This is a genomic window from Methylobacillus flagellatus KT (assembly GCF_000013705.1).
GTDB classification, from domain to species: Bacteria; Pseudomonadota; Gammaproteobacteria; order Burkholderiales; family Methylophilaceae; genus Methylobacillus; species Methylobacillus flagellatus.
Window position 1 is genome coordinate 1901681 of record NC_007947.1, and the last position, 25396, is coordinate 1927076.

Genomic DNA, 25396 nt, shown 5'->3' on the forward strand with positions numbered 1-25396 from the left:
GACTTCTAGAATACGGAAACAAAACCCAACGAAGCAATTCAGCGACCATCCGTACTGCGAGGCAGTACCGGTAGCGTTCTCGTTCCGCTGCCAGCCCTCAAAGCATCAGCCCCTGTTTTTCGATAAACCCGACAATGTCTTCCAGCCCCTGCCCGCGCTTGAGGTTGGTAAAGATGAAGGGCCGCTCGCCGCGCATCCTGCGCGCATCCTTCTCCATCACCTCCAGCGAGGCCCCCACCATGGGAGCGAGGTCGATCTTGTTGATCACCAGCAAATCCGACTTGGTAATGCCTGGCCCGCCCTTGCGCGGAATTTTCTCACCCGCCGCAACATCGATCACGTAAATGGTCAGGTCGGAAAGCTCTGGGCTGAACGTGGCAGCAAGGTTATCGCCGCCGCTTTCGACAAATACGATGTCCAGCGGGTTGAAGCGTTCGCTCAACTGCGCTACCGCTTCGAGGTTCATCGAGGCATCCTCGCGGATCGCCGTGTGCGGACAGCCGCCCGTCTCCACCCCGATGATGCGCTCTGGTGCCAATGCTTCGTTGCGTGTGAGAAACTCTGCATCTTCCCGCGTATAAATGTCATTGGTCACCACCGCAATGTTGTACACATTGCGCAAGCGCTGGCACAACGCCAGCGTCAATGCGGTCTTGCCCGACCCGACCGGGCCGCCGATGCCGACGCGTAAAGGTTCCTTAATCTGCATTACTTATCCAGTATTTAAAAATCACTCAAAAACAAAGCTCAACACGGTAACTATCTACAAGCAAAAGGCTGGCCAAGCTCCGGGACGCAGACAATCGGGGTCGCCTTTTGTTTGCTTCCTTTATTTTGCGTCGCCAAAATAAAGGAAGCAAACAAAAGGCGACCTCTCATTACCAACAATATTGCTGAGTCACTTACGACCTGAACAACCGACTGTACTGCGTCTCATGCCTACAACCCGCAATGGTCAATGCAGGACAAAAATTACTGATCTCATGATCCTGCATCTGTATCGCAGCTTCTACCAACACAGGAATTTTCCCTGCCACACCCAATAATATCTTCTGCCCTGCCACCTGCCCCAACGGCACCGCCTTCATCGCGGCGCTGGCCTGGTTTTCCAGCCAAGACCAAGCATATGCCTGCAAGGCATCCTGTTCCTCTATCTCCCAGGCCTGGCTGATGCCAGCGTACAGCGCCGGAAATGATGCATTGGGCAAGGCTTCCAGCATGGTCGCCCAGGCACCGGACAATTCCTCGAACTCCAGCAGCAAGCGCTTGAGCGAATACCCCATTTGCCTGCTCTCGGCCAAGGCTTCGGCGTTGTCGCGCCCGGCCAGGTAAAATGCATTCCATTCGTTCAAGGCCTCAACATCGCCACGCTGCCACGCACGGTAACACCGGCTCAGCACAGGCAGCTCGAAACCGCCCTGGTAAACCTGTAGTACGTCGCCGATCCATGCCTGGGCGCTTTCCAGGTCATGCACCTCGCCCGACTCGATGCCCCACTCCAGGCCTTGAGAGTAGCTATATGCTCCCACCGGCAGCATTGGGCTGGCCAGCTGCAGCAGACGCACCAGCGACCTGGATTTACTCATGTATCCTCAAGCGTGCCGGCTGGCGAATCGAAGGCGCGTCATCGTCGTGGTGATGGCGATGCCCGCCACCATAGGCGCCGGCCTCTGGCTCGAACGGGGCCATCTGCCCTTCCACCTGCACACCCAACCCGAGCAGCATTTCCTGCAACACATGGTCCTGTTCCAGGCGCAGCCAGCCATCGCCAACCTCAAGCGGCACATGGCGGTTGCCCAGATGGTAGGCCGCCCGCGCCAGCTCGCGCGGCGTCGCAGCCGTCACACGCAGCACAGGCTCATCCGCCGCAACCACCTGCACCACGCGTCCGTCCTCGGCCTGCAGCAAATCCCCGCCACGCAATACCGTGCCGCGCTCCAGCAATAAGGCCGCCTCGGTGCCCGATGCCAGCTCCACGCGCAACCGGCTCTTCTGCCTGCGGTCGAACGGCAGCACCAGTTGATCGTCAACCTGGCTGGCGGTTTCTATTTTCTTGCTGATACCTAACATTCAAATCCCATATCGGCGACATTCATTTCATCAATTTCTGTTTTCAATAAATACTGCCTAAGCGTGCAGACTAGCGTTCCTGGCAAGGCGCTTTGCCGCAGGCGGTACATTGAGTACGGCAAGGCAAAGCAACGCCGCCAGGGGCGCTAGTCTGCACGCGTCAAAACAGGAAGTAGCGTTGGGCTAGGGGAAGTATTTCTGCCGGTTCACAGCTCAGCACCATGCCATCCGCCCGCACTTCATAGGTTTCCGGGTCCACATCAATTTCCGGCATCCAGCCGTTATGCACCATATCCGCTTTCTTCACGCCGCGTGTGCCCTTGACCGCCACCAGCGGCTTTTTCAACTGCAATGCAGCGACTTCCGGGTTTTGCAATGCCGCTTGCGAGACGAACGTCACCGAAGTCTGCAACGCGCCGCCGTAGGAACCGAACATTGAGCGGTAATGTACAGGCTGCGGCGTCGGGATGGAGGCATTGGCATCGCCCATCACGGCAGCCGCGATCATGCCGCCCTTGAGGATGGTCGAAGGCTTGACGCCGAAGAATGCCGGGCGCCAGAGCACGAGGTCGGCCAGCTTGCCGACTTCGATAGAGCCGACGACGTGAGCAATGCCGTGCGTCAATGCGGGGTTGATGGTGTATTTGGCGATATAGCGCTTGATGCGGAAATTGTCGTTGCGTGCGCTGTCTTCAGGCAATGGTCCGCGCTGCACCTTCATCTTGTGCGCCGTCTGCCAGGTGCGGATCACGACTTCGCCCACGCGGCCCATGGCCTGCGAGTCGGAGGACATCATGGCGAATGCGCCGAGGTCGTGCAGGATATCCTCTGCCGCAATGGTTTCACGGCGGATGCGGCTCTCGGCGAATGCCACGTCCTCGGCGATTGCCGGGTCAAGGTGGTGGCAGACCATGAGCATGTCGAGATGCTCGTCTATGGTGTTGATGGTGAAAGGCCGGGTCGGGTTGGTCGAGGATGGCAATACATTGGGATACCCCGCCGCGCGGATGATGTCCGGCGCATGGCCGCCGCCTGCGCCTTCCGTATGGAAGGTATGGATGGTGCGACCCTTGAACGCACCCAGCGTGGTCTCGACGAAGCCGGATTCATTGAGGGTATCGGAATGGATCGCCACTTGCACGTCCATTTCCTCGGCGATGCTCAGGCAATTGTCGATCGCGGCTGGCGTTGTGCCCCAGTCCTCATGCAGCTTGAGCCCGACCACGCCCGCCTCGACCTGCTCGCGCAAAGGTTGCGGCAGGCTGGCGTTGCCCTTGCCGAGAAAACCCAGGTTCATCGGGAAAGCATCCGCCGATTGCAGCATGCGGTGGATATGCCAGGGGCCGGGCGTGCAGGTGGTGGCAAAAGTGCCGGTCGCCGGGCCGGTGCCGCCGCCTATCATGGTGGTGACGCCGGACATCAGCGCCTCTTCAATTTGCTGCGGACAGATGAAATGGATATGGGTATCGATGCCGCCCGCGGTGACGATCATGCCCTCGCCCGCGATCACCTCGGTGCCCGCGCCGATGGCAATCTCCACGCCGGGCTGGATGTCGGGATTGCCCGCCTTGCCGATGGCGGAAATATAACCGCCCTTGATGCCGATGTCGGCCTTGACGATGCCCCAGTGGTCGACGATCAACGCATTGGTAATTACCGTATCCGCCACTTCGCTCGCTACGCCCTGGCCTTGCCCCATGCCGTCGCGGATCACCTTGCCGCCGCCGAACTTCACCTCTTCGCCGTAGATGGTGTAATCCTTCTCCACCTCCAGCCACAGCTCGGTGTCAGCCAGGCGCATGCGGTCGCCCACCGTCGGGCCGAACATCTCGGCATAGGCGCGCTTGTCGATTTTCACACTCATTTCAGCGCTCCCATCACCTTACCGGCAAACCCATACACTTCACGCTTACCGCTCAACGCCACCAATTGCACCGTGCGGCTCTGTCCCGGCTCGAACCGCACCGCCGTACCTGCAGCAATATCGAGGCGGAAGCCATAAGCCAGTTGCCGCTCAAACGATAAGGCTTCATTGGTCTCATAAAAATGATAATGCGAACCCACCTGGATAGGCCGGTCACCCGTATTCGCCACCTCCAGCGTCACCGTCTCGCGCCCGTCGTTGAGCAGGATTTCGCCCGCGTCTATTTTCATTTCACCTGGGATCATGTGTATTGCTCCAGTCGCGCTCATTTACTTTTTCAATTTCACACTGCCCTGAGTGGCTCACAATCCATTGCTAGCAAGGCGCGCCGACGCAGACAGTACGAATGAGTACGGCAAGGAGGCGCAACGCCGCTAGCGATGGATTGTGGGCCACGACTCAAGGGATGGGTTGGTGGACGGTGACTAATTTCGTTCCATCCGGAAAAGTCGCCTCCACCTGTATCTCCGGGATCATCTCCGGCACGCCTTCCATCACATCGTCACGCGTCAGCAGCGTTGCGCCATATCCCATCAATTCCGCCACCGTCTTGCCGTCGCGGGCGCCTTCCATGATGGCGGCGGTGATGAACGCCACGGCTTCCGGGTAATTCAGCTTGAGACCGCGCGCCTTGCGGCGTTCTGCCAGCAGAGCCGCGGTGAAGATCAGCAGCTTGTCTTTTTCTCTAGGGCTTAATTCCATAGACCATTCTTTTCCAATTGACTCATGTTCATGCCAGGTTCACATGGCGGCGGTATCAGGTATTCCATATTCTCGGGCGGGTGGCAGGGCGGGCAGCATACCACGGCCTGAGCACCTGCCAAAGCCGTTCGAAATACTCCTTGGCAGCCTCGGAAGAAGCGCCGATATAGCGTGCAGACAATATCTCCGGTAAGGCTGTCACACCGTAATGCGCATCGCCGCGGGCTTCGATTGCCCGGCAAGCCTCAATAATTTCTACAGGCACTGTACCTGCGGCCACCACTAGGCTGCCATTGACCGGCATGCCTTTCAAGCCGATACCGGAACGCATCACCAGGCTATCCGGCTGGGCAAACAGGCGCTCATTCCAGATCAAGCGACCTTCACGCCGCACTTGCATCACTTGACGCAGCTCGCCCTCGCTCCATCGCTCGCCCCGCGCCTGGCGGCCAAAACACAGGATGTCCCAGCCGCAGAATACGGCGCCTTCGGCGAGGTCGATTTCGCTGCTGAAATGCACATTGCTGCCATCAAACAGGATGTTTTCCTGCGGCAGCCACTCCAGGCAGCTATTGGCCGCCAAGTGGAACCGTACCGCCTGGCTCGCGCTCAACTGGTTGGCCTTGTACCATTTACCGGCGCCCGGCGTGGTCAACAAGGCCCGGGCTGATGCCTCCAGCGTCGCCTGCAACTGCAACTGGTCGCCGCCTGCGACGCCGCCCGGCGGGTGAATAATGATGCCGTGGCAGACCTCGTCCCCTTCCGGGTAAAGCATTTTCTGCACCACCAGCGGCCCCTGGTGGCGCTTACCTATTAACGTCGTCCGCCCTGCCCGCGATGAAAAATCAAGCGCCAGCAATGCCTGCCAGCGCTTGTCCGCCCATGCCGCCGTTTTTGTATTGACATCATCCATTGGCAGCATCCTGCCATAAAAACGCCAGCATCTCGAAATCAATCACTCATTATTGAACCTTCTCTCACGTTCAAAACAATCAAAAAAGCCAGCACAGCGGTGCTGGCAAGGCGCGCGACACGCAGACAGTACGATAAGTACGGCAAGTAAGCGCAACGCCGCCAGCAGGCTGTTTTGTTTGTTTTCTTATACGGAGAGGTAGCCTTTGATTTTGGCCGCATCCACTTCGCTGCGCTTGTTCTCGTGGATGAAGTTGCCCTTGTCGATCACGATGATGCGGTCCGCAATTTCCATCGTGAAGCTCAGCACCTGCTCGGACACGATGATCGTGATTTCACGCATCTTGCGGATCTCATTGAGCACCTTGGCAATATCCTTGATGATGGACGGCTGGATACCCTCGGTCGGCTCATCCAGCAACAGCACCTTGGGGTTGGTCACCAACGCGCGGGCAATGGCCAGTTGTTGCTGCTGGCCGCCGGAAAGGTTGCCGCCCTTGCGACCACGCATGTCGTAAAGTACCGGGAACAAGGCATAAATGTCCTCGGGAATCTGGCGTGACTTGGATTTCTCCAGGCCGGTCTCGATGTTTTCCTGCACGGTCATAGTCGGGAAGATCATGCGGCCTTGCGGCACGTAGGCCAGTCCTTTGTGCACGCGCTGGAAAGTTTCGTTGCCGGCAATATCGACGCCGTCCACCGTGGCTTTCTTGCACTTGCTGGGAAGAATGCCCATGAGCGACTTGAACAGGGTGGTCTTGCCCATACCGTTGCGGCCCATGATCGCCAGAGTTTCGTTCTTGACGGCACTAAAGCTGATGCCGTGGATCACTTCACTTTGTCCGTAGCTGACTGTCAGGTCTTCAATTTCAATCATATTCCTATCCTTTCATTGTCCGGGCTGGCGGCACGAGGTTGAATGCATCGCACCGCCTCTCGCATGCGTTAATGGCCCAGATAGACCTCAATCACTTTTTCATTTGCCTGCACCTTATCCATGGGGCCCTCGGCAAGAATCTTGCCCTGGTGCAACACGGTGACCTTGTGGGCGATCTTCTTGACGAACTCCATGTCATGCTCGATCACGATGACAGAGCGGTTCTGGCAGATGCGGTTGAGCAGCTCGGCAGTCTGGTCGCGCTCCTTGGCGCTCATGCCCGCCACCGGCTCGTCCAGCATCAAGAGCTCGGGCTCCTGCATCAGCAGCATGCCGATTTCCAGCCATTGTTTCTGTCCATGGCTCAGCAGTGCGGCTTCCATGCCCAGGATGTCTTCCATCATGATTTCCTTGGCAATCTTGTGCACCTGCGTCACCACTTCATCGGTGCGCTTGAAGAACAGGCTGCCGAACACGCCGCGGCCCTTTGGGTAGGACACTTCCAGGTTCTGGTACACCGTGAGGTTCTCGTAGATCGATGGCGTCTGGAACTTGCGACCTACCCCGGCCCGGACAATTTCATGTTCCGAAAGCTTGGTAAGCTCGCGGTTCTTGAACTTGATCGAGCCGGCAGTGGACTTGGTCTTGCCGCAGATCAGGTCCAATACCGTGGTCTTGCCGGCGCCGTTGGGGCCGATCACCACGCGCAGCTCGTTCTTGTCGATGTACATGTTGAGCTTGTCGACCGCCTTGAAACCGTCGAACGATACGGTCAGGTCTTCGATAGCCAGTACGAAATCGGTATTGCTCATGCTTTCACCCCTGCTTCCTTGGTTTCAACTGGCGCGGTAGGCACAACGTCGGCCTCCTTGGCCTTGGGGGTTTCTTCGGACAATTTGCGCAGGAAAGGTATTTTCTTCGCATATTTGTCGTAGATGCCAGCCAGACCGTTGGGGAAGAACATCACCACGGCGATGAACAGGCCACCCATGAGGAACAGCCAAAGTTCTGGGTAGGTCTCCGAGAACATGGTCTTGCCGAAGTTGACCAGCAAGGTGCCATAGACTGCGCCGATCAGTGACATGCGCCCACCCACTGCAGCAAAAATCACCATTTCAATCGAGGGCACGATACCGATGAAGGTTGGCGACATGAAGCCGACCTGCAGAGTGAACATCGCCCCGCCGATCGCCGATATCAGGGCAGACAGGCAGAAGATGAAGATCTTGAAGTTGGACACATCGTAACCAGAGAAGCGCACACGCTCTTCCTTGTCGCGCATTGCCAGCAACAGCATGCCGAACTTGCTGCTGAGGACATAGCGCGAGAGCAGGATGCAGGCAATCAGCAAGCCGGCGTTCACGTAATACAGCACATATTTGGCGCTATCGGTGCGGATGTCCCAGCCCATCAACGTCTTCAGGTCGGTAATACCGTTGACGCCACCGGTGTAGCCCTGCTGACCAATGATCAGGATGCTCAGGATCAATGCAATGGCCTGGGTGATGATCGCAAAGTACACGCCACCGACACGCCGCTTGAACATGGCATACCCGATCAGGAAGGCAAAGAATGTCGGCACGATCAGAATGGCCAGGATGGTCAGCGGGAAGCTCTTGAACGGCTCCCAGAACCATGGCAAGGCCGTCAGCTGGTTCCAGTCCATGAAGTCAGGAATGCCAGGTGTCGACTGAATCGCCGTGCTTTCTGGGTCGGATGCCTCCAGCTTGAGAAACATCGCCATCGCATAACCGCCCAGCCCGAAGAAGATGCCCTGACCAAGGCTGAGGATACCGCCATTCCCCCACAGCAGCACCAGGCTCACCGCGACAAAGGCATAGGTCAGGTACTTACCTATTAGGCCCAGGCGGAAGGGTTCCAGCCCTAGCGGCAGCACCACCAGGATGAAGGCAGCTAGGATACCGAGGCCGATGGCCCCTTGTTTCCCGCCGAGTAGTTTGTTGAGTGTATCGCTCATATTGGTTCCCCTTACTTACGTACTTTGGATGCAAACAGGCCTTCGGGGCGCAGCATGAGGATGCCGACGATCACCATCAGGGTCGCGACCTTGCCCATGGAACTGGTCATGAAGAACTGCAGGATGGACTGTGCCTGGGCGATACCGAAGGCAGAAGCTATGGTGCCCAATACGCTGGCCGCACCGCCGAAGACCACGACCATGAAGCTATCGACGATGTAGAGCGAGCCTGTCGTCGGGCCGGTGGAGGCGATCGTCGTGAACGCAGCACCAGCAACACCAGCAATGCCACAGCCAAGCGCAAACGTGACGCGGTCAACCTTCTTGGTATTGATGCCAACAGCACCTGCCATCACACGGTTCTGCACCGTGGCACGCACACGCAGGCCCCAGCGGGAACGGAACATGAAGATGAAGACACCCAGTGTCACGACGGCAGCCAGGCCGAGGACGAACACGCCATTGATGGGGATATCAATGTCAGGCGTCGGTTGGAAGGAGCCCATGAGCCATTCTGGCAACACGGCGCTGACCTCCTTGGCGCCAAAGGTAGAGCGGAATATCTGCTGCATCACCAGGCTTAGCCCCCAGGTGGCAAGCAGGGTATCAAGCGGCCGCTTGTAAAGATGCCTTATGAGCACGAACTCAACGATATAGCCGATGATGAACGCCACGATGAATGAGGCAATAATCGCGAAAAGGAAATAGTAGTTGACGATTCCGTAAGTCTCGGCAATCCGGGAAAGAAACACAGTGGTATAGGCGCCAATGGCCATGAATTCGCCATGGGCCATATTGATCACGCCCATTTGGCCGAAGATGATCGCCAGGCCAAGTGCCATCAGGAGAAGAACGCTGAACAGGCTCAATCCGGAGAAAGCCTGCATGACAACGATATTGCCTATCTCTGCCATTGAATAATCAAACATAATCGGCCTCCAGCCTTTTACTTACGAAGATAAAACGTTTGGTACCCGGTACTCGCCACAACAACCCCAAGCGGGGCTGTCGTAGCGTCTTGCATTGTCAGCGCTAGCTGATTATTGATAACCCTTTGGGAACGGATCGGGCTTGATCAGCTCGGACTCGTACACCACATCGGCCTGGCCGTCAGCACGCCACTTGCCTACGCGCAGCCTGCTCACCAAGTGATGGTTGGGGTCAACCTTGACATAACCTTCTGGGGCTTCCTTGAACTCGTAGCCAGGCAATGCTGCTACAGCCTTGTCCACATCGAAGCTACCTGCACGCTCAACGGCAGCTTTCCACAGCCATGGGCCGAGATAGGCAGCTTGTGTCACATCACCGATTACGGACTTCTCGCCCCACATTTTCTTGAACTCGGCGACGAACTTCTCGTTGTTCGGGTTCTTCAGGGACTGGAAGTACTTCATTGCAGAGTAGAAGCCCTCAAGGTTTTCACCGCCGATACCCAGCACTTCATCCTCGGTCACGGAGATGGTCAGCATATTCTGCTTCTTGGAGTTCAAGCCTGCAGCATTCAACTGCTTGAACCATGCCACGTTACTGCCACCCACCACTGCTGCGTAGATCACATCGGGCTTCTTCAGCTTGATCTTGTTGATCACGGAACCGAACTGGGTATCACCCAACGCGATGTACTCTTCACCCACCACCTTGCCACCAAGCTTGTTCTCGATGTGCTTGCGGGCAATCTTCATGGAAGTGCGTGGCCAGATGTAATCGGACCCAATCAGGTAGAAAGTCTTGGCGTTCTTTTCCTTGGCGATCCAGTCCAGGCCTGCCAGGATTTGCTGAGTGGCTTCCTGGCCGGTGTAGAACACGTTCTTGGATTGCTCCAGGCCTTCATAGAAAGTTGGGTAGAACAGCAGGCCATTGTCTTTCTCGAACACTGGCAATACCGCCTTGCGGGAAGCAGAAGTCCAGCAACCGAATACGGCAGCTACCTTGTCCTTTTCAAGAAGTTTCTTGGATTTTTCAGCAAAAGTCGGCCAGTCACTGGCGCCATCTTCCTGTACCACTTCGATCTTGCGTCCCAGTACGCCGCCCATGGCATTGATCTGGGCAATCGCCAGTTTCTCAGCCTGGATGGAGCCGGTTTCACTAATCGCCATGGTGCCGGTGGAAGAGTGAAGGATACCGACCTTGACGGTCTTGTCGGTCACGGCCAACCCTGTCGTGTTGACCTTGGCAGTTGGAAAGTCGGCTGCATAAGCGCTGCCGGAAATAATGCCTGCTGCGAGCATTGCCCCCATCAGGGCGCCTGTCTTGGTGATGAACTGGCGTCGATTTGTCTTACTCATCAGATTTCTCCTGAAATTAAAACTAAAAAAGTGGGGTGTTCAACTTACAACTACTTGGGATGCCCAGCGTCATGTGAGGGTAAGGCGCAACGCCGCCATCACGCGATGCTGGAGTATTCAGTGCCCTAACATCCAGGGTCTGGCGGTTTTCTTCGTCTGCATCTGCAATAGGCTTCCTTTCTCTTTTCCCTCACCTCGCTTGCCTTGGGTGTCCTGGCCGGACTTTTTCGAAGCTGCTGATGAACCGCAAGTATGATTTCCCAGGCACCCGCAGCTTGAACGCCGCGTGGACCTGGGTTCATGGGCAGATTTTTCGTTGCGTTCATATGCGCTTCGCTGCGCCTTGCCCATGATGGCCAGACGCGGTGCCGAAAGAATGCGCTCGCTCAGTTCGCCGCAATCGGGACAGATCGTCGGCTCGCTGGATGTGCTCATTTTCCCCAGTGCGGCAAACACACCGCATTCATCACATCTGTATTCATACATAGGCATGGCTGTTTCCTCTACGCGTTAAATCAACTCAGGATGTCCGGGCAACGTCGGCACCCGTCACAATCTTCACTGGACCGTTGGCGTTCGGCTTCAGGTCGAAGTCAAAGATTTCGGTGGGCAGCCAGAGCGTGGCGCAAGCATTCGGATAATCCACAACGCCGCTGATATGGCCTTCCACTGGCGCAGTACCCAGGATGGCAACCGCCTGCTCGCCGCTATAGCCGAACTTCTTCAGGTATTCGATCGCATTCAGGCAGGCCTGGCGGTATGCGACATGCACATCCAGGTAGTGCTGCTTGCCTTGCTCATCCACGGAAATGCCCTCGAAAATCAGGTAATCACGGTAAGTAGGTGACAGTGGGCTTGGCTGGAATAGCGGATTCTTAATGCCGTACTTCTTCACGCCTTCCTTGATCAAGCCAACCTTTATATCCAGATAGCCGGCCATTTCGATTGCGCCACAGAAAGTGATTTCGCCGTCACCTTGGGAGAAATGCAGGTCACCCATGGACAAGCCACCGTCCTTGACGTAAACGGGGAAATAAATACGTGAGCCCTTGGTCAGGTTCTTGATGTCGCAGTTACCACCGTTATCGCGTGGAGGTACAGTACGCGCACCTTCATTGGCAGCGGCAACAGCCGCATCACCCTTCAACCTACCCATGACGGCAGACTTCGCGGTCGGAGGGCACGCTAGTGGCGGCACGCTGTCAGGGGCTGTCGCAATCAATTCGCCTTCGCGCTTGTTCCACTCATTCAGCAACTCGCGGGATGGCAAGCAGCCGATCAGGCCGGGATGCATGATGCCCGCAAACTTGACATTGGGCACATGGCGGGAAGTCGTATAGATGCCATGAAAGTCCCAGATCGTCTTGGAAGCCTCAGGATAGTGATCGGTCAGGAAGCCGCCGCCATTGGTCCTGGCAAACAAGCCATTGAACCCCCATTGCTGATCCTGCAAGGTACCCACATCCAGGATGTCCACCACCATCAGGTCACCGGGCTCGGCACCTTCTACACCGATCGGGCCGCTCAGGTAATGCACCTGCAGCAAGTCGACATCGCGAATATCGTTCGCACTATCGTTATTGCCGACCTGGCCGCCTGTCCAGTCCATACACTCGACGCGGAACTCATCGCCAGGCTTGACCATCGCCACCATCGGCAGATCAGGATGCCAACGGTTATGGATCTGGCCGTCCTGTTCCCAGGCTGGCTTGTCAAAATCCAGCTTAATCAAGGTCTTCATCTATACATCTCCTTTAACAACAACATTCACGACAGCCGCCACCGCATCAAGTGATGGCGGCCATCCCCCAACTAGAATTGCAACTGCAGACCGACGGTGAACTTGTCGATATCATCTGCACCCTGCGTTTTGGTCTTGGTGTAGACAGTACTGATACGGGCGTTATGGCCATCGATGATGTAGTTCAGGCCCAGGTCGTATTCCTTTACGTCCGGATTGAAAAGCGTTCCGCTAGATGCATCAAAACGTTGATAGCGAGCGTAAGGCTGGAATTTCCCCCAACCTACTGTGTCATTGAACATCCAGGAAACAAGCCCTAAATAGGCTTTGCCAGATTTATGTCCATTGGGATCTGCATTCACTGCAGTGGTGCTGAAATCGTACTTATAGGCTGCGCCTTCAAGGTTTAAAACACCTGCGGCAAATTTCTTTTCCAGCAAAGCATCAATGTTGTAAGCAAAATAATCGTCACTTGCACCTACAGCGCCTACAGCATCTTTTTGATACATACCAACTAACGCTACAGAGAGTACGTCTTTACCGTAGTAAGTACTGCTTGTGTAATAAGCAGGGTCATTCCCAGCATCCCAGAAGTCATATTGCAATCGACCACTGAACATCAAATCGTCAGAACGATTAGGATTCAATGCATTGTTACCATTGAAGGAAGATGCGCGATTACCTTCATAAGTACCAACGGAATACACCAGGCGCTTATCCATTAACTTACCCCAGACCGTGACACCGATATCACGACCAATGAACTTGTTCTGGTAACGCGAAACTACACCAGGATAAGACCAGGGGCATTGAGGAAGAAAGGGCCATCAAGATTGGCTCTGTCAGTTGGCGGAAGCAATTGACCAACCCAGATATTGAATTCATCCATGAACTCAAACTGCAGGTAAGCATCCAGTACTTCCATAGCACCATCGTCACCATATCCATCCACGGTACTGGTAAACAAGTTCAAGGTACCCTTGATATATTTGTTCAAGGAACCATTGATGTAGATACGCGCATCATGGACATCAAAATCCTTGGAATAGGAACTGCCGTTGGGAGCAGCATCATCTTGACTCGTGAACTGAGTACGGATCCCCATGCCGATGCTGATGGACTTGTCTTCACCAAAGGTGATCGTGCCAGCAGCCTGCGAACTCATGGACGGCAATGCGGCAGACGTTGCCAGCGCCACCATCAGCGCACACTTCTTCATCTTGAATTTCATCTTTACTTACCCCTTTATCAAGTTTCACCAAAAATCATCGGGCTGAACGGTGAACTACCCGCCAAATCTTTCGTGTTGCCAGATTAGCGATTGAGGGGTTAGGCTTAAATACGTCATATTGCGTACATGCGCAGATTCGTGAGGCGTGGTAATTTGACTGCGCGCTCGATCCAAACCCATATCCAACAAGGCATTGCAAGAATGAACGACCAGATGAAAAGCCAAGTAACACGTAAAGGAATACCTGCACTAATGATTGCCACACTCTTGTTGGCAGGCTGCGGCGGAGAGTTTGCCTACAAGCGAGGGGCCGGGGTCAATGACTTGAATTCGGCAAAATCCGCATGCCAATCGAAAGGACTGCAGGGCAATGCCTTTGCCCAGTGCATGGAGGAAAGTGGCTGGGTATTCCACAACCCGCTCGATGCAGCAGAAGATGACGACCCGGTCATCAAGGCTTCATTCAAGAAGGATTACCGCAATACCGCTTCCAGCACCGCGAGCGCCCATGCAGAGGAAGCATCAGAAACAGCGAGTCCAGGCGAGACCAAGCAAGAAACGGCAGCGAAACCCGCCGCCAAGAAGCCGGCAGACCCGATGGATATCTTTGTCGTCAACTCCTGGTGGAAAACAGGCCGTGGCGCCGACAGCCTGAAAAGCGACATTCAGCAATGCGTGGCTCAACTTGGCCCGGAACATAAGCCTGACATGTCGGGGAAGACTGCCAAGGCGACACGCGGCCTGTTGCTGTGCATGAGGGAGCTGGGCTGGAAAGCGCTGCAAGCCCACGAATGACCACAAAATCTGTGCATAACATTGTGGGCAGTCTGGGGATGGCGTCACTAAGCAATTGATGGTGCAAAAATAAACGCCATTGCCTTGAAAATAGGCAATGGCGTCGATGCTACGGTAATGGTGAGCACAATACGGCTCAGCCGTATTTGCGGAACTGCCCCACAACCACGCCGAATATCTCGAAATCCCCCTCTGGGCGGATGACAGGGAAATCCTTGTTGGCAGGAATCAATACGAACTGGTTGCCCTCCTTGCCCAAGGTCTTCAATGTAAATTCCTTGTTGAGGATGGCGACGACGATATCTCCGACATTGGCAAACGGGCGCTTTTCGACGATGACGACATCACCGTCGAATATGCCCGCGTCCTTCATGGAGTCGCCGCGAACCGTGATCAGGATAGTCTGCGATGGCTTCTCGATCAGATAGTCATCGATCCCCATTGTATCCAGGCTGTCGCCATAGGCAGGTGTGGCAAACCCGGCCTGCACCGTGCTCTCGGCAATGATGCGCTCAAAGAAGCGCCTGCCTGGTTTAAGCCGCTTATCCGGCGCATAGTCGATGAAGCCTTGCAGTTTCAGGCGTGCCACACACGAAGTCACGGCATTTTTCGACTTGAATCCAAGCAATTGCGCTACATGACTAAAGGTAGGCAATGTCTTGTGCTCGGCAAAATAGTCCTGGAGCTTGCCCAGGTATTCAATATCTTTGTCTTGTCCCATGAGTGGAAATCTACTGTACGAATGTACAAAAAGTCAAGCCTCTCAGTGAAAACTTCTCAACAGGCCTCTTAAATTCTGCAAACGCATTCTTCAATACTGGCTCAACATCACTCAACAGAAACTCTCATGCTTACCAATCGCGTCTTGCCTTGGGTAGCTGTAGCCGATGATCAAGGGTGAGGTTGGTCATCAAGAATTGACTCAGGTCATCGTCGAAAACACCGGGGTTTCCTTCATGATGCATTAACGAATGACAACCCGCGTCTATATTAATAACTATTAATCATATTAAATTATTGCAACGATGTGATAATTTAATAAGTGCATTATTCGCGCCTCTGGCAATCCTGTCGGGAATCTGTTCACAGAACACACAGCATTCATGGACTGGCTACCCACATTGCTCGCTGCTGCGGGCACGCAGCCCGACGCCCGCTACCAACCTGACGGCGAAAATGTGCTGCCAGTCATTCTTGGCGAAGCAGCCGTGCGCCCGCGCACACTTTTCTGGCGCTACAAGGGGCAGGAACAGGCCGCCGTGCGCTCAGCCGACTGGAAATACCTGAAAATCAACGGCAACGAGTTCCTGTTCGACCTGAGCAAGGACCAGCGCGAACGTGCCAACCTGGCGGAGAAATATCCACAGGTGCTGGCCGAGCTCAAGGAAAAATGGCAACACTGGAACAGCAGCATGTTGCCGATTACCCCGGATGTACGCTCACACAGCGTCAATGGCAAGATGCAGGCAGACAGGTATGGCGTGCCTGCCCCCTGAGGGCCTCAACCAACCCATCACGTTGCCGCCCTGCCCTGCATTGCCTTGCTGAATTGGCGATCAGTGTGCTGAATCACCACGCAAGGGCTGTCATTTCAGCCCTTCTCCCTACTAGCAAAGGCGTCAGACTGAGAGCAGCAATACTGATATGCCAGCCACCAAAGCCAGTGCGATGACAGGATAAGTACGCAATGCCAGCTCCCGCCCGCCTATCAACCCGACCAGAACCGCCTTGAAGATGCTATTGCTGACCACCGCGAGGACAATGCCCAGCACCGCGACATGGCTGGCAAGCTCCTGATGCGCACTGCGCGACAGGGACAAGGTGATTGCATCCACATCGGCGATCCCGGCCATCAGAGAAACCAGGTAGACGCCGGTATCTCCCCAATAGCGCCGGCCCGCTTCCACCAGGAACAAAATGAGCGTCAGCAACAAGGCAAACCGCAGCGCAGGTCTCAATTCGAATGGATTGCGCAATGGAGTTTCAGCGTTTGCAGGCTCTTGATGGACAGCCCGCCGCCAGAAAACAGCCGCACCGACCATGTAGACCAGAAACATGGTGCCCAGCGACCAGGCAATGGGCGGCAATAGGGAGGCATTCACGACAGCGACTTCCAGCAACACGCGCGGGAACATCAAACCCGAGGTCGCCAGCAGGCCCGCTGCCAGCAAACTATGCAGGTTCTTGGCAGACAGGCGCGACAGGGTCAATGTCATTGCGGTAGAGGAAACCAGGCTGCCGAGAATGGCCGTGAGCATCAGGCCATAGCGCGTGCCGGTCAAACGCACGGCGATATAGGCAATGAAGCTGAGGGCTGCGATCAGCACCACCATCCACCAGGTGGTGTAGGGATTGAACACCTGCCAGGAATCGTAGGACTCGTTGGGCAGCACCGGCAGCATGACCACAGAGATGAATAGCAGCTTCAACGCACCGGAAAGCTCCGCCTCGCTCATGCGCTTCAAGAGGGTATGCAGAACATTCTTCAAGCTGAGCAGCAAGGCCACCACTACCGCCCCGGCACTGGCCAGCATGACATTGTCCGAGAGCGCCAGGCTGCCCAACAGGAAAGTAATCAGCAGCGCCAGCTCGCTGGTAATGCCCTGGTCGCCATTGCGGCGCAAGTCGCCCACATAGGCAATGCTGACGACCAGCATCAGTGCCACCAGCACCGTCACCCAGACCGCAATGCCGAGATGCTGGCTGAGCAGGGCGCTCAGTCCCCCGAGCAGGCCGGTCAGGGCGAAAGTGCGTATCCCTGCACTCTGGCGGGACTCTGTCTCGTCACGCTCCTGCCAGCCACGCTCGGCCCCGATCAATAACCCTGCCCCCAAGGCAATGAGCAGGTGAAGCATTACATCTACAGAGACGGACTCAGGCATCAAGCGGCTTTCTCAACAATGGTTTAGGGCCTGTTCCAGGCGCTCACATCATACATGACGGCGCGATATCCAAGATAGGACCCGGCGCGGGACAAGGAAGAGCCAGGCTACTGTCTCCCAGGCCGCGCTAGGCCCAGGTGGCCGCGCAATGTCGTGTGCTCGTAATCCTCGCGGAACAAGCCGCGCCGTTGCAGGATGGGAATCACATGGTCGACGAAATCCTGAACGCTGTCAGGCTGCACAGGTGGCATCAGGTTAAACCCATCGGCGCCGCCATTGCGGAACCAATGCTCCATCTGGTCTGCCACCTGCTCGGGAGTGCCAACCATGGTGCAATGCCCTCCTCCGGCCGCCAGGCGGCCCAATAGCTGGCGTACCGTGGGCCGCTCGGTTTCAATGATGCGCAACACGGTGGCGTAGCGCCCCTTGGGGCCGGTGAAGGCTTCCAACGGCGGTAATGGCGGCACCGGGGCATCCAGCTCCCAGCCCATGCAATCCTGGTCGATGAACAACTGCAATTGCCGCAACGAGGTTTCCGCAGGCAGCAGTTCATCCAGTGCGCGCTGCTTGGCACGCGCCTCAGCCTCAGTTGAGCCGATGAAGGTCACCAGGCCGGGCAGGATGGGCACATCCACCTGCCGTCCGGCAGCCTTGACCCTGGCCTTGACGTCACGGTAATAGGCCTGGGCCGATGGCAGGTCGTAGGCCACCGCATAGATCGCCTCAGCGTGTTTTGCCGCCAGCGCGCGACCATGCTCGGAAGCGCCGGCCTGGAACAGCACGGGATGTCCCTGCGGCGGGCGCGGCACGGTCAACGGCCCGTCGACGAGAAAATGCTTGCCCCGGTGGTTGATCTGGCGCACCCGGCTTTCGTCGACGTAATCGCCAGCGCGGTCGTTGAGCAGCGCACCATCGTCCCAGCTATCCCACAACTGCAGCACCGCCTGGATGAACTCTTCTGCCCGGGCATAGCGCTCAGCATGGCCAGGCATGGCTTCATAGCCGTGATTTCGGGCCTCGACGTCGAACATGGACGTCACCACGTTCCAGCCCGCGCGCCCACCGGAAATATGGTCAAGCGAAGCCATCAGCCGTGCGGCATGGAATGGTGTGAAGAAGGTGCTGGAAATCGTGCTCACCAAGCCGATGTGCCGGGTGGCGCGGCTGATGGCCGTAAGCATGGTCACCGGTTCGAGAAACCAGCGTGGACCATCGGTGATGTTGTTGGTGGCATGGCCGTCGGCAAAGAACACGGCGTCCAGCTTGCCACGCTCGGCCAGCTGCGCCATTTCCTCGTAATAGCGGATATCACCAAGCCGCTCGACCTGGGAATCCGGGTGGCGCCAGGCCGCATTGTGGTGGCCGCAGCCGAACAGGAACAAGTTGATGTGCATCATGGCAGAACAAAAGCCTCTTTAGTGAATTCGATCATGACAGGCGCTGAGTCAGCGGATAGCATATTGACGCGAGCAAGAATGGCTGGAAAAAAGCTTAGCAGCGATCCTGGCTAGACGACTTGCCGCAGGCAGCGCAAGAAATAACGCCAGAGCTGGGCAACAACGCCAGAAAAATGGCGTCAGCCATCCTAATTCTTGACCAGCCCGCCATCCACCACCAGGTTCTGCCCCGTCACCGCGCGCGACCAGGGCGAAGCGAAGAACAGCACCGCGTCGGCGAACTCTTCCGGCGTAGTAACGCGGCGCAAGGGTGTGCTCGCGGCAATCAGGTCAAATACGGCATCCGGTGTGGCAGCAGAGGCGTCAGTCGTGCGCAGCAGGCCGCCCGACACCATGTTGACCGTGATGCCATCAGGCCCCAGATCCTGCGCCAGGGTGCGCGTGAGGGAAAGCAGCGCTGCCTTGGCGGCGGTGTAATCATGGTAAGGCACTACCGGGTTCTGGAACAGGTTGGTGCCGATATTGATCACCCGGCCGCCGCCCTGCGCACGCATGCCAGGCAAACAGGCCTGGACGGTATTAAGGGCACCGCGCACCACACCCTCAAATTGCTGCTGCAACTCTTCCCATGCCAGCTCATGCGCATGCGACCGCGCATCGCCGTTGAACTTGAAGTCAGGCAGGGCGTTGTTCACGATGGTGGTTACGGTCTTGCCGAAATGCGCCTGCGCCTGCTCCACCATCGCCCGCACGGCAACGGCATCACTCACGTCCGCCCGGATCGCCAAGGCCCGCCCCGGCGCTTCATCTGCCAAGGCCTCGGCGGCTTCCGCACTGTGAAGATAGTTGACGACCACACTTGCCCCCTGACCAAGGAAGGCGCGAGCGATATGCCGCCCCAGCCCACGGCCTGCGCCGGTGACGAGCACGAGTTGTTCTTGAATCGGGAGTAGCGATGAAGATGGATTGCCCATGTAATTCCTTTGCAATGGTCCATGGCAAGGGAATACATGGCAGCGCAAACTGCGACAGGCATTCCTCCGCCAGTATGATCTGGATCAGGTATACGGGTGTGTTCTCAGCCCTGACTGAATTGAATCATTCAAACAAGGCACCCCGTGCCGAAGAGTGGCTAACAAAACTCTCCTGACGTTGTTGTGCTCTGCCTTGCCGTACTATTTGTACGGTCTGCGGCAGAGCGCCCAGTCAGGATCGCTTGGCTGAGTTTTATTTAGCCACTCTGAGGCCGAACCATACCATGAAACATGAATTATCCGCATGTCTTCATCGCACACTGGAAGAATATCGCTATAATTCCAGACCTAACCTAGGGGAGCCGCTTGCGGCTGAGAAATGACAACCGTCATGACCCTTAATACTTGATCCAGACCATGCTGGCGAAAGGAAGGAAACAACGCATTCGATGTGCGTGCTCCTTGTCGTTCGCCGATTACCAGGAGTCACCACGCAATGCTCAGTACACAAGCCGTTTTCACCTGGCTGGTCTTTTTCGCCGCCATTTTCGCCATCGCTGGCATAGCTTATTCACGCAGGTTCCGCGGCAATCTTGAGGAATACATCGTCGCGCGTAATAGCCAGGGTACGCTGGCCAGTATCATGACCCTGCTGGCCTCGTCGCTGGGCGCATGGATATTGTTCTCGCCTGCGCAGGCAGCGACCTGGGGCGGCCTGACTGCCGTGATCGGCTATGCTATTGGCGCCATGTCGCCCCGACTTGCCATGATCCCGCTCGGCAAGCGCATGCGCGAGCTGATGCCCAGCGGTCACTCGCTGACTGAATTCCTCATCGCCCGCTACGGCAAGCCCATGTACCTGCTTGCGCTGACCATCATGCTGTTCTACCTGTTCATCGCCATGAGCGCCGAGATCACCGCCATCGCCAAGATGGTCACGCTGCTCGCGCCGGTGCCGCTCTGGGCCACTGCTGCCATCGTGCTCGGCTTCACGCTGCTCTACACCACCTACGGCGGCCTCCGTGCCTCCATCTTCACCGACAAGGTGCAGATCGTCATCATCATCCCGCTGTTGGCCGCGCTGGTCTTCATCGGATGGCAGGCGACCGGCGGCATTGCCCCGATCGCGGAAAAGCTGCAGCACACCGCGCCGCAGTTGATCGACCTGGAGGATATCGGCGGCATCAAGGCCGGGCTCACCTTCTTTGTCGCCATCCTGCTCACCGGCATCTTCCACCAAGGCAACTGGCAGCGCATCTACTCCGCCAAGGACATCCCTACCATGCGCAACGGCTTCCTGCTCGGCGGCATTCTCGTCGTGCCCTTCATCTTCATCATGGGCTTGTTCGGACTGGCCTTCATGGCAATGACACCGGACGGCGACAGCTCAGTGGCGTTGTTCAGCGTGATCATGCCCAATATCCCGCTCTGGTTGGCCGTCGCCCTGATTCCGCTGGGCATCTCGCTGGTCATGTGCAGCGTGGACACGGCCATCAGCGCCATCTCCAGCATCGTGGCGGTTGATATCGGCCGCGTCATGCCCAGAAGTAGCGCAGCCAGCCTGATGCGCCTGTCGCGCTGGCTGGTCCTGCTGGTTGCGATTCCCGTGCTGGTCGTCGCCGCGCAAGGCTACAGCGTGCTCTACCTGTTCCTGCTGGCAGACCTGCTCTGCGCAGCGGCAGCGTTTCCGGTGTTCTTTGGCCTGTTCAGCCGCTCCCACACCGGCCGCGAAGCCGTCACAGGCACCGTGGCAGGACTCGCCGCAGGCCTGTTCATGTTTCCGATGCCTTACCAGCCGGTGACACATTTGCTGGAGTCCTTCCTGCTTGCTGCCCTGGCCCCGGTTGTCGTGATTACCCTCATGCGCTTGCTCAAGCGCCGAAAACAGCATTTCGACCTGACCACGCTCAACGGCAGCGTCCGTAAACTGGATGGGGGACAGCTTTAAGGTAGCAAGGACTTGTTGACAAACCCTTCCCAGCACAGCCATCATCAAACCATTGAATACCGAATATTGTCATTGAAAACAATCGAATAGTGTCATCTATACGAAAATAGGAGGTTCGCATGAATACACAATGGAACAATGTGTGGAGCACGGTGCAAGCCGGACTCGGCGACAATATGCTCCAGTTGCTGGGCGCGCTGGCCATCCTCGTATTGGGCTGGCTGTTCGCCGTACTGGTACGAGCCGGCGTGCGACGCGGTCTCGGCATGGCAGATCTGAACCGCCGCTTTGCGCAGATGACCGGTCAGACCGGGAAAATTGTGGATATCGAAAAAGGCGTCGCCATCAGCCTGTTCTGGATAGTATTGCTGTTTACCTTTGTCGCGGTGCTCAATTCGCTCGACTTGGCGATGGTATCCGACCCGTTCGCCGCACTGCTCACCGAAATGTTCGCCTATGCGCCGCGCATCCTTGCAGCGCTGGTGCTGGCATTGATCGGCTGGCTGCTGGCCAGCTTGGTACGCGCCATCATCACGCGCGTGCTGGCGAAAACCACGCTGGATGAAAGGCTGGCCGAGCATGCAGGCATGGCACCTATCAGTGACAGCCTGGCACAGGCCCTATTCTGGCTGGTGATCCTGCTGTTCGTGCCAGCCGTGCTGGGCGCGCTGCAGTTGCAGGGCCTGCTCGATCCGCTGCGCGACATGGTAGGCCGGGTACTCGACATCCTGCCCAATGCAGTCGCCGCACTGGTGATCGGTAGCGTTGGCTGGATCGTCGCCACGGTGCTGCGCAACCTTGTCAGCAACCTGCTGCGCACCGCTGGCGCCGACAATCTCGGCCAACGCGCCGGCATAGCGGAAACTCTGCGCCTGTCGCACGTGGGCGGATTGATAGTGTTCATTGCAGTCTTCCTGCCCTCACTGATCGCCGCACTCGACGCTCTGCGCATCGAGGCGATTTCCCGCCCGGCCACCGAGATGCTGAGCATGTTCCTCGCCGCCGTGCCACACATCATCGCCGCTGGCCTGATCCTGGGACTCACCTGGCTGGTGGGCTCATTCGCAGCGCGCTTGCTGGCCAGCCTGCTGCATACCCTCGGCTTCGACGCCCTGCCTGCACGCATCGGCCTCGGCCATGCCTTTGAAGGGAAATCTGCCTCGGGCCTCGTTGGCAAGATCGCGTTGTTCTTTGCCATGCTGTTCGCCACGGTGGAAGCGGCCAACCAGCTTGGCTTCCTCCAGGTCAGCGACATCATCGCCACCTTCATACGCTTTGGTGGTGATGTGCTGCTCGGCTCGGTGATTCTGGTGGTCGGCTTCTGGCTGGCAGGGCTGGCACATGAAGCCATCGACCGCGCTACCGGCCCCAACAGCCGCGGCCTGGCACGCATTGCCCGTTTCGCCATCCTCGGCCTGGTAGTGGCCATGGGCCTACGCGCCATGGGCATTGCCGACGACATCGTCAACTTGGCATTCGGGCTGACACTGGGCGCCATCGCAGTGGCCGTTGCCCTCTCCTTCGGCCTGGGGGGACGTGAGGCGGCTGGCAAGCTCATGGATCATTGGCTGTCGAAATTCATCGACGACGACAAGCAGAATTAAGTCCATCTGGATCACCGCCTTACCTATTCAGGCAGAAGCCGTTCAGCAAAGCTGGGCGGCTTTTTTTGCACATTCCCAGCCGATGTTGCGCCCTTGTCCCTGCCAGATAGCGAGAGGATAGGCTAGACCATATGGCGTGTATCGTTTCTCTGTTGTCGAAAGTAAGAATGTCAAACGAGAAGTTTGCGGCAAGTGCGATCAATCCCACACTTGGCTGCGCCATTCCGCATCATTGGGGCGATCAGGCGCGGTCAGACATTCACTCGTGGAAAAAGCTTGAATCAAGAACTACACGATAGCATCGAACACCCGGCCTTGTGCCTGGCCCAATCCGGTCTCAGGGCAGCAAAACGCTCCTTGCCCGGCTGCTCATCATAAGGCTTTCGCAGCACGTCCATCAACGCTTCTATCATGCTGGTATCGCCGGTGTCGGCCAGGTCTATGGCCTGCTGGGCAAGATAATTGCGCAGCACGTAACGCGGATTGACCCGGTTCATCGCCTCACGCCGCTCCGCTGGGTCGCGCCCGTCCGCCAGAGTCGCCTGCGCGTATTGCCCCAGCCAGTCGCTGAACCTGGGCTTGAATGTTTCCCACAATGCGGGACTGTAAGCCGCGCTCTGCAGTATGCCCAAGTCGGGCTGAGCGGCATCTACCAATGCCAGCTTGCGGAAAAATTCAGTCATGTCGATTTCGGCCTGGGTCATGAGGCCGAATACTTCATTGAGCAAAGGCTCATACTCGTCGCGCCATGCACTGAAACCGAACTTGGCAGCCAGCACGGCGCCCCATTCGTTGTTGTAGGCCTGGTCATACAGCATGAGACCTTCGTCGTAGATTTCGCGCTCCGGCTTCAAGGTATAGAGCGCCTGCGCCAGGCGCTCCAGGTTCCAGCGCGCAATGTCGGGCTGGCGGCCGAAGCAATAGCGGCGGCCCGCCGCATCGGTGGTATTGGGGGTCCAGCCCGGGTCGAAATTGTCCACCCATCCGTAGGGGCCGTAATCGATGGTCAGGCCGAGGATGGACATATTGTCGGTGTTCATCACGCCATGCACGAAACCCACGCGCATCCATTGCGCGATCAGGCGCGCCGTGCGTACGCAGATGATCGCAAACCATTCAGCCAACCGTTCCTCTTCCGGGTAATTCCTCAGTTCGGGAAAATCGCGGTCAATGGTGAAGTCCACCAGCTTTTGCAGGGTTTGCTTGTCATCACGCATGGCAAATATCTCGAAATTGCCGAAACGGATGAACGAGGGCGAGACCCGGCAAACAATCGCGCCTTTTTCTGCCTGGGGATGGCCGTCGTAGAACATGTCGCGGATCACGACATCGCCGGTCTGCACCAAGCTCAGGGCGCGTGTCGTCGGGATTCCCAAGTGGTGCATGGCCTCGCTGCAGAGGAATTCGCGCACCGAGGAGCGCAGCACTGCGCGCCCGTCCGCCATACGGGAATATGGCGTGACGCCTGCCCCCTTGAGCTGCAGCTCCCAACGCTGCCCTTGGCGGTTGACCACCTCGCCCAGGCTGATGGCCCGGCCATCTCCCAGCTGCCCTGCCCAATGGCCGAACTGGTGCCCGCCATAGCAAGCCGCATAAGGCTCCATGCCGGGCATCAGGCCATTGCCTGCCAATGCGTCAACCCATGCCGGGGAGCGGATCTCTTCCTCGCTCAGCTCCAGCGCCTCCAGCATTTCGTGGGAATACGCCAACAACTTGGGCGATGATACCGAGGTCGGCATCACGCGGGACCAGCAAGCGCCATATACCTGACGCAACTGGTTACTGGTTTCCGGGTCTCCCGGCAGTTCCCGCAGGAAACGGTTATCAAAAGTGAGCATAGTCAAATCATCAATTCAGGGGGCAGAAGAAAAAGAAAAGCTTATGAGGATGACAGTTTTCAGCATTGTATGTTCTCCTGCTGCAGAAGTTAATCTGGAAACTTGCCTGGGGAAACAGGCCAAATGAGTTCATGCATGGCGCAACAGCCGCTGGGAACAACCGGCACGATCCAGCCTAGCCGGCCCGGGCCCGGAGCGTTGTCTTGACACAAAGCGCGTTTTCTAGCCAATCCCTGGG

25 protein-coding genes and 2 riboswitches are annotated in these 25396 nt (G+C 57.1%); of the genes, 4 read left to right on the forward strand and 21 right to left on the reverse strand.

The features are described from left to right. Positions 1-97 precede the first annotated feature (97 nt). The 16 genes from ureG to MFLA_RS14905 form a co-directional block, all read right to left on the reverse strand. Complete coding sequence (gene ureG / locus MFLA_RS09030) at positions 98-709, reverse strand: urease accessory protein UreG (RefSeq protein WP_011479986.1); 612 nt, start codon at positions 707-709, stop codon at positions 98-100. A gap of 193 nt (positions 710-902) precedes the next feature. Then, positions 903-1586 (reverse strand): urease accessory protein UreF, encoded by a 684-nt coding sequence (locus MFLA_RS09035; RefSeq protein ID WP_011479987.1) that lies wholly within the window; start codon positions 1584-1586, stop codon positions 903-905. Further along, positions 1579-2070: an urease accessory protein UreE gene (gene ureE / locus MFLA_RS09040; RefSeq protein ID WP_011479988.1), complete on the reverse strand. Its 492-nt coding sequence runs from the start codon at positions 2068-2070 to the stop codon at positions 1579-1581. Before ureE ends, MFLA_RS09035 begins: the two co-directional genes overlap by 8 nt. A gap of 160 nt (positions 2071-2230) precedes the next feature. Further along, positions 2231-3934 (reverse strand): urease subunit alpha, encoded by a 1704-nt coding sequence (gene ureC / locus MFLA_RS09045; protein ID WP_011479989.1) that lies wholly within the window; start codon positions 3932-3934, stop codon positions 2231-2233. Further along, complete coding sequence (locus MFLA_RS09050) at positions 3931-4239, reverse strand: urease subunit beta (RefSeq protein ID WP_011479990.1); 309 nt, start codon at positions 4237-4239, stop codon at positions 3931-3933. Before MFLA_RS09050 ends, ureC begins: the two co-directional genes overlap by 4 nt. 154 nt (positions 4240-4393) lie before the next feature. Then, entirely contained in the window at positions 4394-4696 is a 303-nt protein-coding gene (gene ureA, locus MFLA_RS09055; protein WP_011479991.1) for an urease subunit gamma, read from the reverse strand. 55 nt (positions 4697-4751) lie between these two features. Beyond that, complete coding sequence (locus tag MFLA_RS09060; protein WP_011479992.1) at positions 4752-5609, reverse strand: urease accessory protein UreD; 858 nt, start codon at positions 5607-5609, stop codon at positions 4752-4754. 186 nt (positions 5610-5795) lie between these two features. Beyond that, positions 5796-6485 (reverse strand): urea ABC transporter ATP-binding subunit UrtE, encoded by a 690-nt coding sequence (urtE, locus tag MFLA_RS09065; RefSeq protein ID WP_011479993.1) that lies wholly within the window; start codon positions 6483-6485, stop codon positions 5796-5798. Between the two features lie 68 nt (positions 6486-6553). Further along, complete coding sequence (gene urtD / locus MFLA_RS09070; protein ID WP_011479994.1) at positions 6554-7297, reverse strand: urea ABC transporter ATP-binding protein UrtD; 744 nt, start codon at positions 7295-7297, stop codon at positions 6554-6556. Continuing rightward, positions 7294-8463, reverse strand: coding sequence for an urea ABC transporter permease subunit UrtC (gene urtC / locus MFLA_RS09075; protein WP_011479995.1), 1170 nt, complete (start codon positions 8461-8463; stop codon positions 7294-7296). The genes urtD and urtC overlap by 4 nt, the downstream gene beginning before the upstream one ends. An 11-nt stretch (positions 8464-8474) precedes the next feature. After that, on the reverse strand, positions 8475-9392 hold the full coding sequence (gene urtB, locus MFLA_RS09080; RefSeq protein WP_011479996.1) for an urea ABC transporter permease subunit UrtB: 918 nt from the start codon (positions 9390-9392) through the stop codon (positions 8475-8477). Positions 9393-9503: 111 nt separating this feature from the next. Beyond that, on the reverse strand, positions 9504-10748 hold the full coding sequence (gene urtA, locus MFLA_RS09085; protein ID WP_011479997.1) for an urea ABC transporter substrate-binding protein: 1245 nt from the start codon (positions 10746-10748) through the stop codon (positions 9504-9506). Positions 10749-10865: 117 nt separating this feature from the next. Next, a complete protein-coding gene (locus MFLA_RS14610; protein WP_011479998.1) occupies positions 10866-11240 on the reverse strand; it encodes an FmdB family zinc ribbon protein in 375 nt (124 codons plus the stop codon). A gap of 28 nt (positions 11241-11268) precedes the next feature. Next, a complete protein-coding gene (gene fmdA, locus MFLA_RS09090; protein ID WP_011479999.1) occupies positions 11269-12489 on the reverse strand; it encodes a formamidase in 1221 nt (406 codons plus the stop codon). 71 nt (positions 12490-12560) lie between these two features. Next, complete coding sequence (locus MFLA_RS14900; RefSeq protein WP_011480000.1) at positions 12561-13211, reverse strand: porin; 651 nt, start codon at positions 13209-13211, stop codon at positions 12561-12563. Positions 13212-13273: 62 nt separating this feature from the next. Then, positions 13274-13720 carry a hypothetical protein gene (locus MFLA_RS14905; protein ID WP_011480001.1) on the reverse strand — a complete coding sequence of 149 codons (447 nt, stop codon included), beginning with the start codon at positions 13718-13720 and terminating at the stop codon, positions 13274-13276. 252 nt (positions 13721-13972) lie between these two features. Between MFLA_RS14905 and MFLA_RS09100 the strand changes: the two genes are divergently transcribed. After that, positions 13973-14515 (forward strand): hypothetical protein, encoded by a 543-nt coding sequence (locus MFLA_RS09100; protein ID WP_011480002.1) that lies wholly within the window; start codon positions 13973-13975, stop codon positions 14513-14515. Positions 14516-14651: 136 nt separating this feature from the next. On the opposite strand, the gene MFLA_RS09105 is transcribed toward MFLA_RS09100, so the two are convergent. Beyond that, positions 14652-15236: a LexA family protein gene (locus tag MFLA_RS09105; RefSeq protein WP_011480003.1), complete on the reverse strand. Its 585-nt coding sequence runs from the start codon at positions 15234-15236 to the stop codon at positions 14652-14654. Positions 15237-15618: 382 nt separating this feature from the next. Here MFLA_RS09105 and MFLA_RS09110 point away from each other — a divergent pair, with 382 nt between their 5' ends. Beyond that, positions 15619-16011: a hypothetical protein gene (locus MFLA_RS09110; RefSeq protein WP_048811668.1), complete on the forward strand. Its 393-nt coding sequence runs from the start codon at positions 15619-15621 to the stop codon at positions 16009-16011. A gap of 123 nt (positions 16012-16134) precedes the next feature. Here the strand turns inward: MFLA_RS09110 and MFLA_RS09115 are convergent, their stop codons facing one another. From MFLA_RS09115 to MFLA_RS09125, 3 genes are all read right to left on the reverse strand, one after another. Further along, a complete protein-coding gene (locus MFLA_RS09115) occupies positions 16135-17370 on the reverse strand; it encodes an MgtC/SapB family protein (RefSeq protein ID WP_229407041.1) in 1236 nt (411 codons plus the stop codon). Positions 17371-17504: 134 nt separating this feature from the next. After that, positions 17505-18794: an LLM class flavin-dependent oxidoreductase gene (locus tag MFLA_RS09120; RefSeq protein WP_011480005.1), complete on the reverse strand. Its 1290-nt coding sequence runs from the start codon at positions 18792-18794 to the stop codon at positions 17505-17507. Between the two features lie 188 nt (positions 18795-18982). Beyond that, positions 18983-19768: a 3-oxoacyl-ACP reductase gene (locus MFLA_RS09125; protein WP_011480006.1), complete on the reverse strand. Its 786-nt coding sequence runs from the start codon at positions 19766-19768 to the stop codon at positions 18983-18985. A gap of 44 nt (positions 19769-19812) precedes the next feature. Then, positions 19813-19923, reverse strand: a riboswitch (TPP riboswitch). 190 nt (positions 19924-20113) lie between these two features. Then, positions 20114-20217: riboswitch (TPP riboswitch) on the forward strand. Positions 20218-20264: 47 nt separating this feature from the next. Here MFLA_RS09125 and MFLA_RS09130 point away from each other — a divergent pair. Continuing rightward, complete coding sequence (locus MFLA_RS09130; protein ID WP_011480007.1) at positions 20265-21716, forward strand: sodium:solute symporter family transporter; 1452 nt, start codon at positions 20265-20267, stop codon at positions 21714-21716. A 119-nt stretch (positions 21717-21835) separates the two neighbouring features. Then, positions 21836-23320 (forward strand): mechanosensitive ion channel, encoded by a 1485-nt coding sequence (locus MFLA_RS09135; protein ID WP_011480008.1) that lies wholly within the window; start codon positions 21836-21838, stop codon positions 23318-23320. 281 nt (positions 23321-23601) lie between these two features. Here the strand turns inward: MFLA_RS09135 and MFLA_RS09140 are convergent, their stop codons facing one another. Next, the gene (locus MFLA_RS09140; RefSeq protein WP_011480009.1) at positions 23602-25158 is read right to left on the reverse strand and encodes a protein adenylyltransferase SelO; all 1557 of its coding nucleotides are present in this window, start codon (positions 25156-25158) and stop codon (positions 23602-23604) included. Positions 25159-25396: the final 238 nt, after the last annotated feature.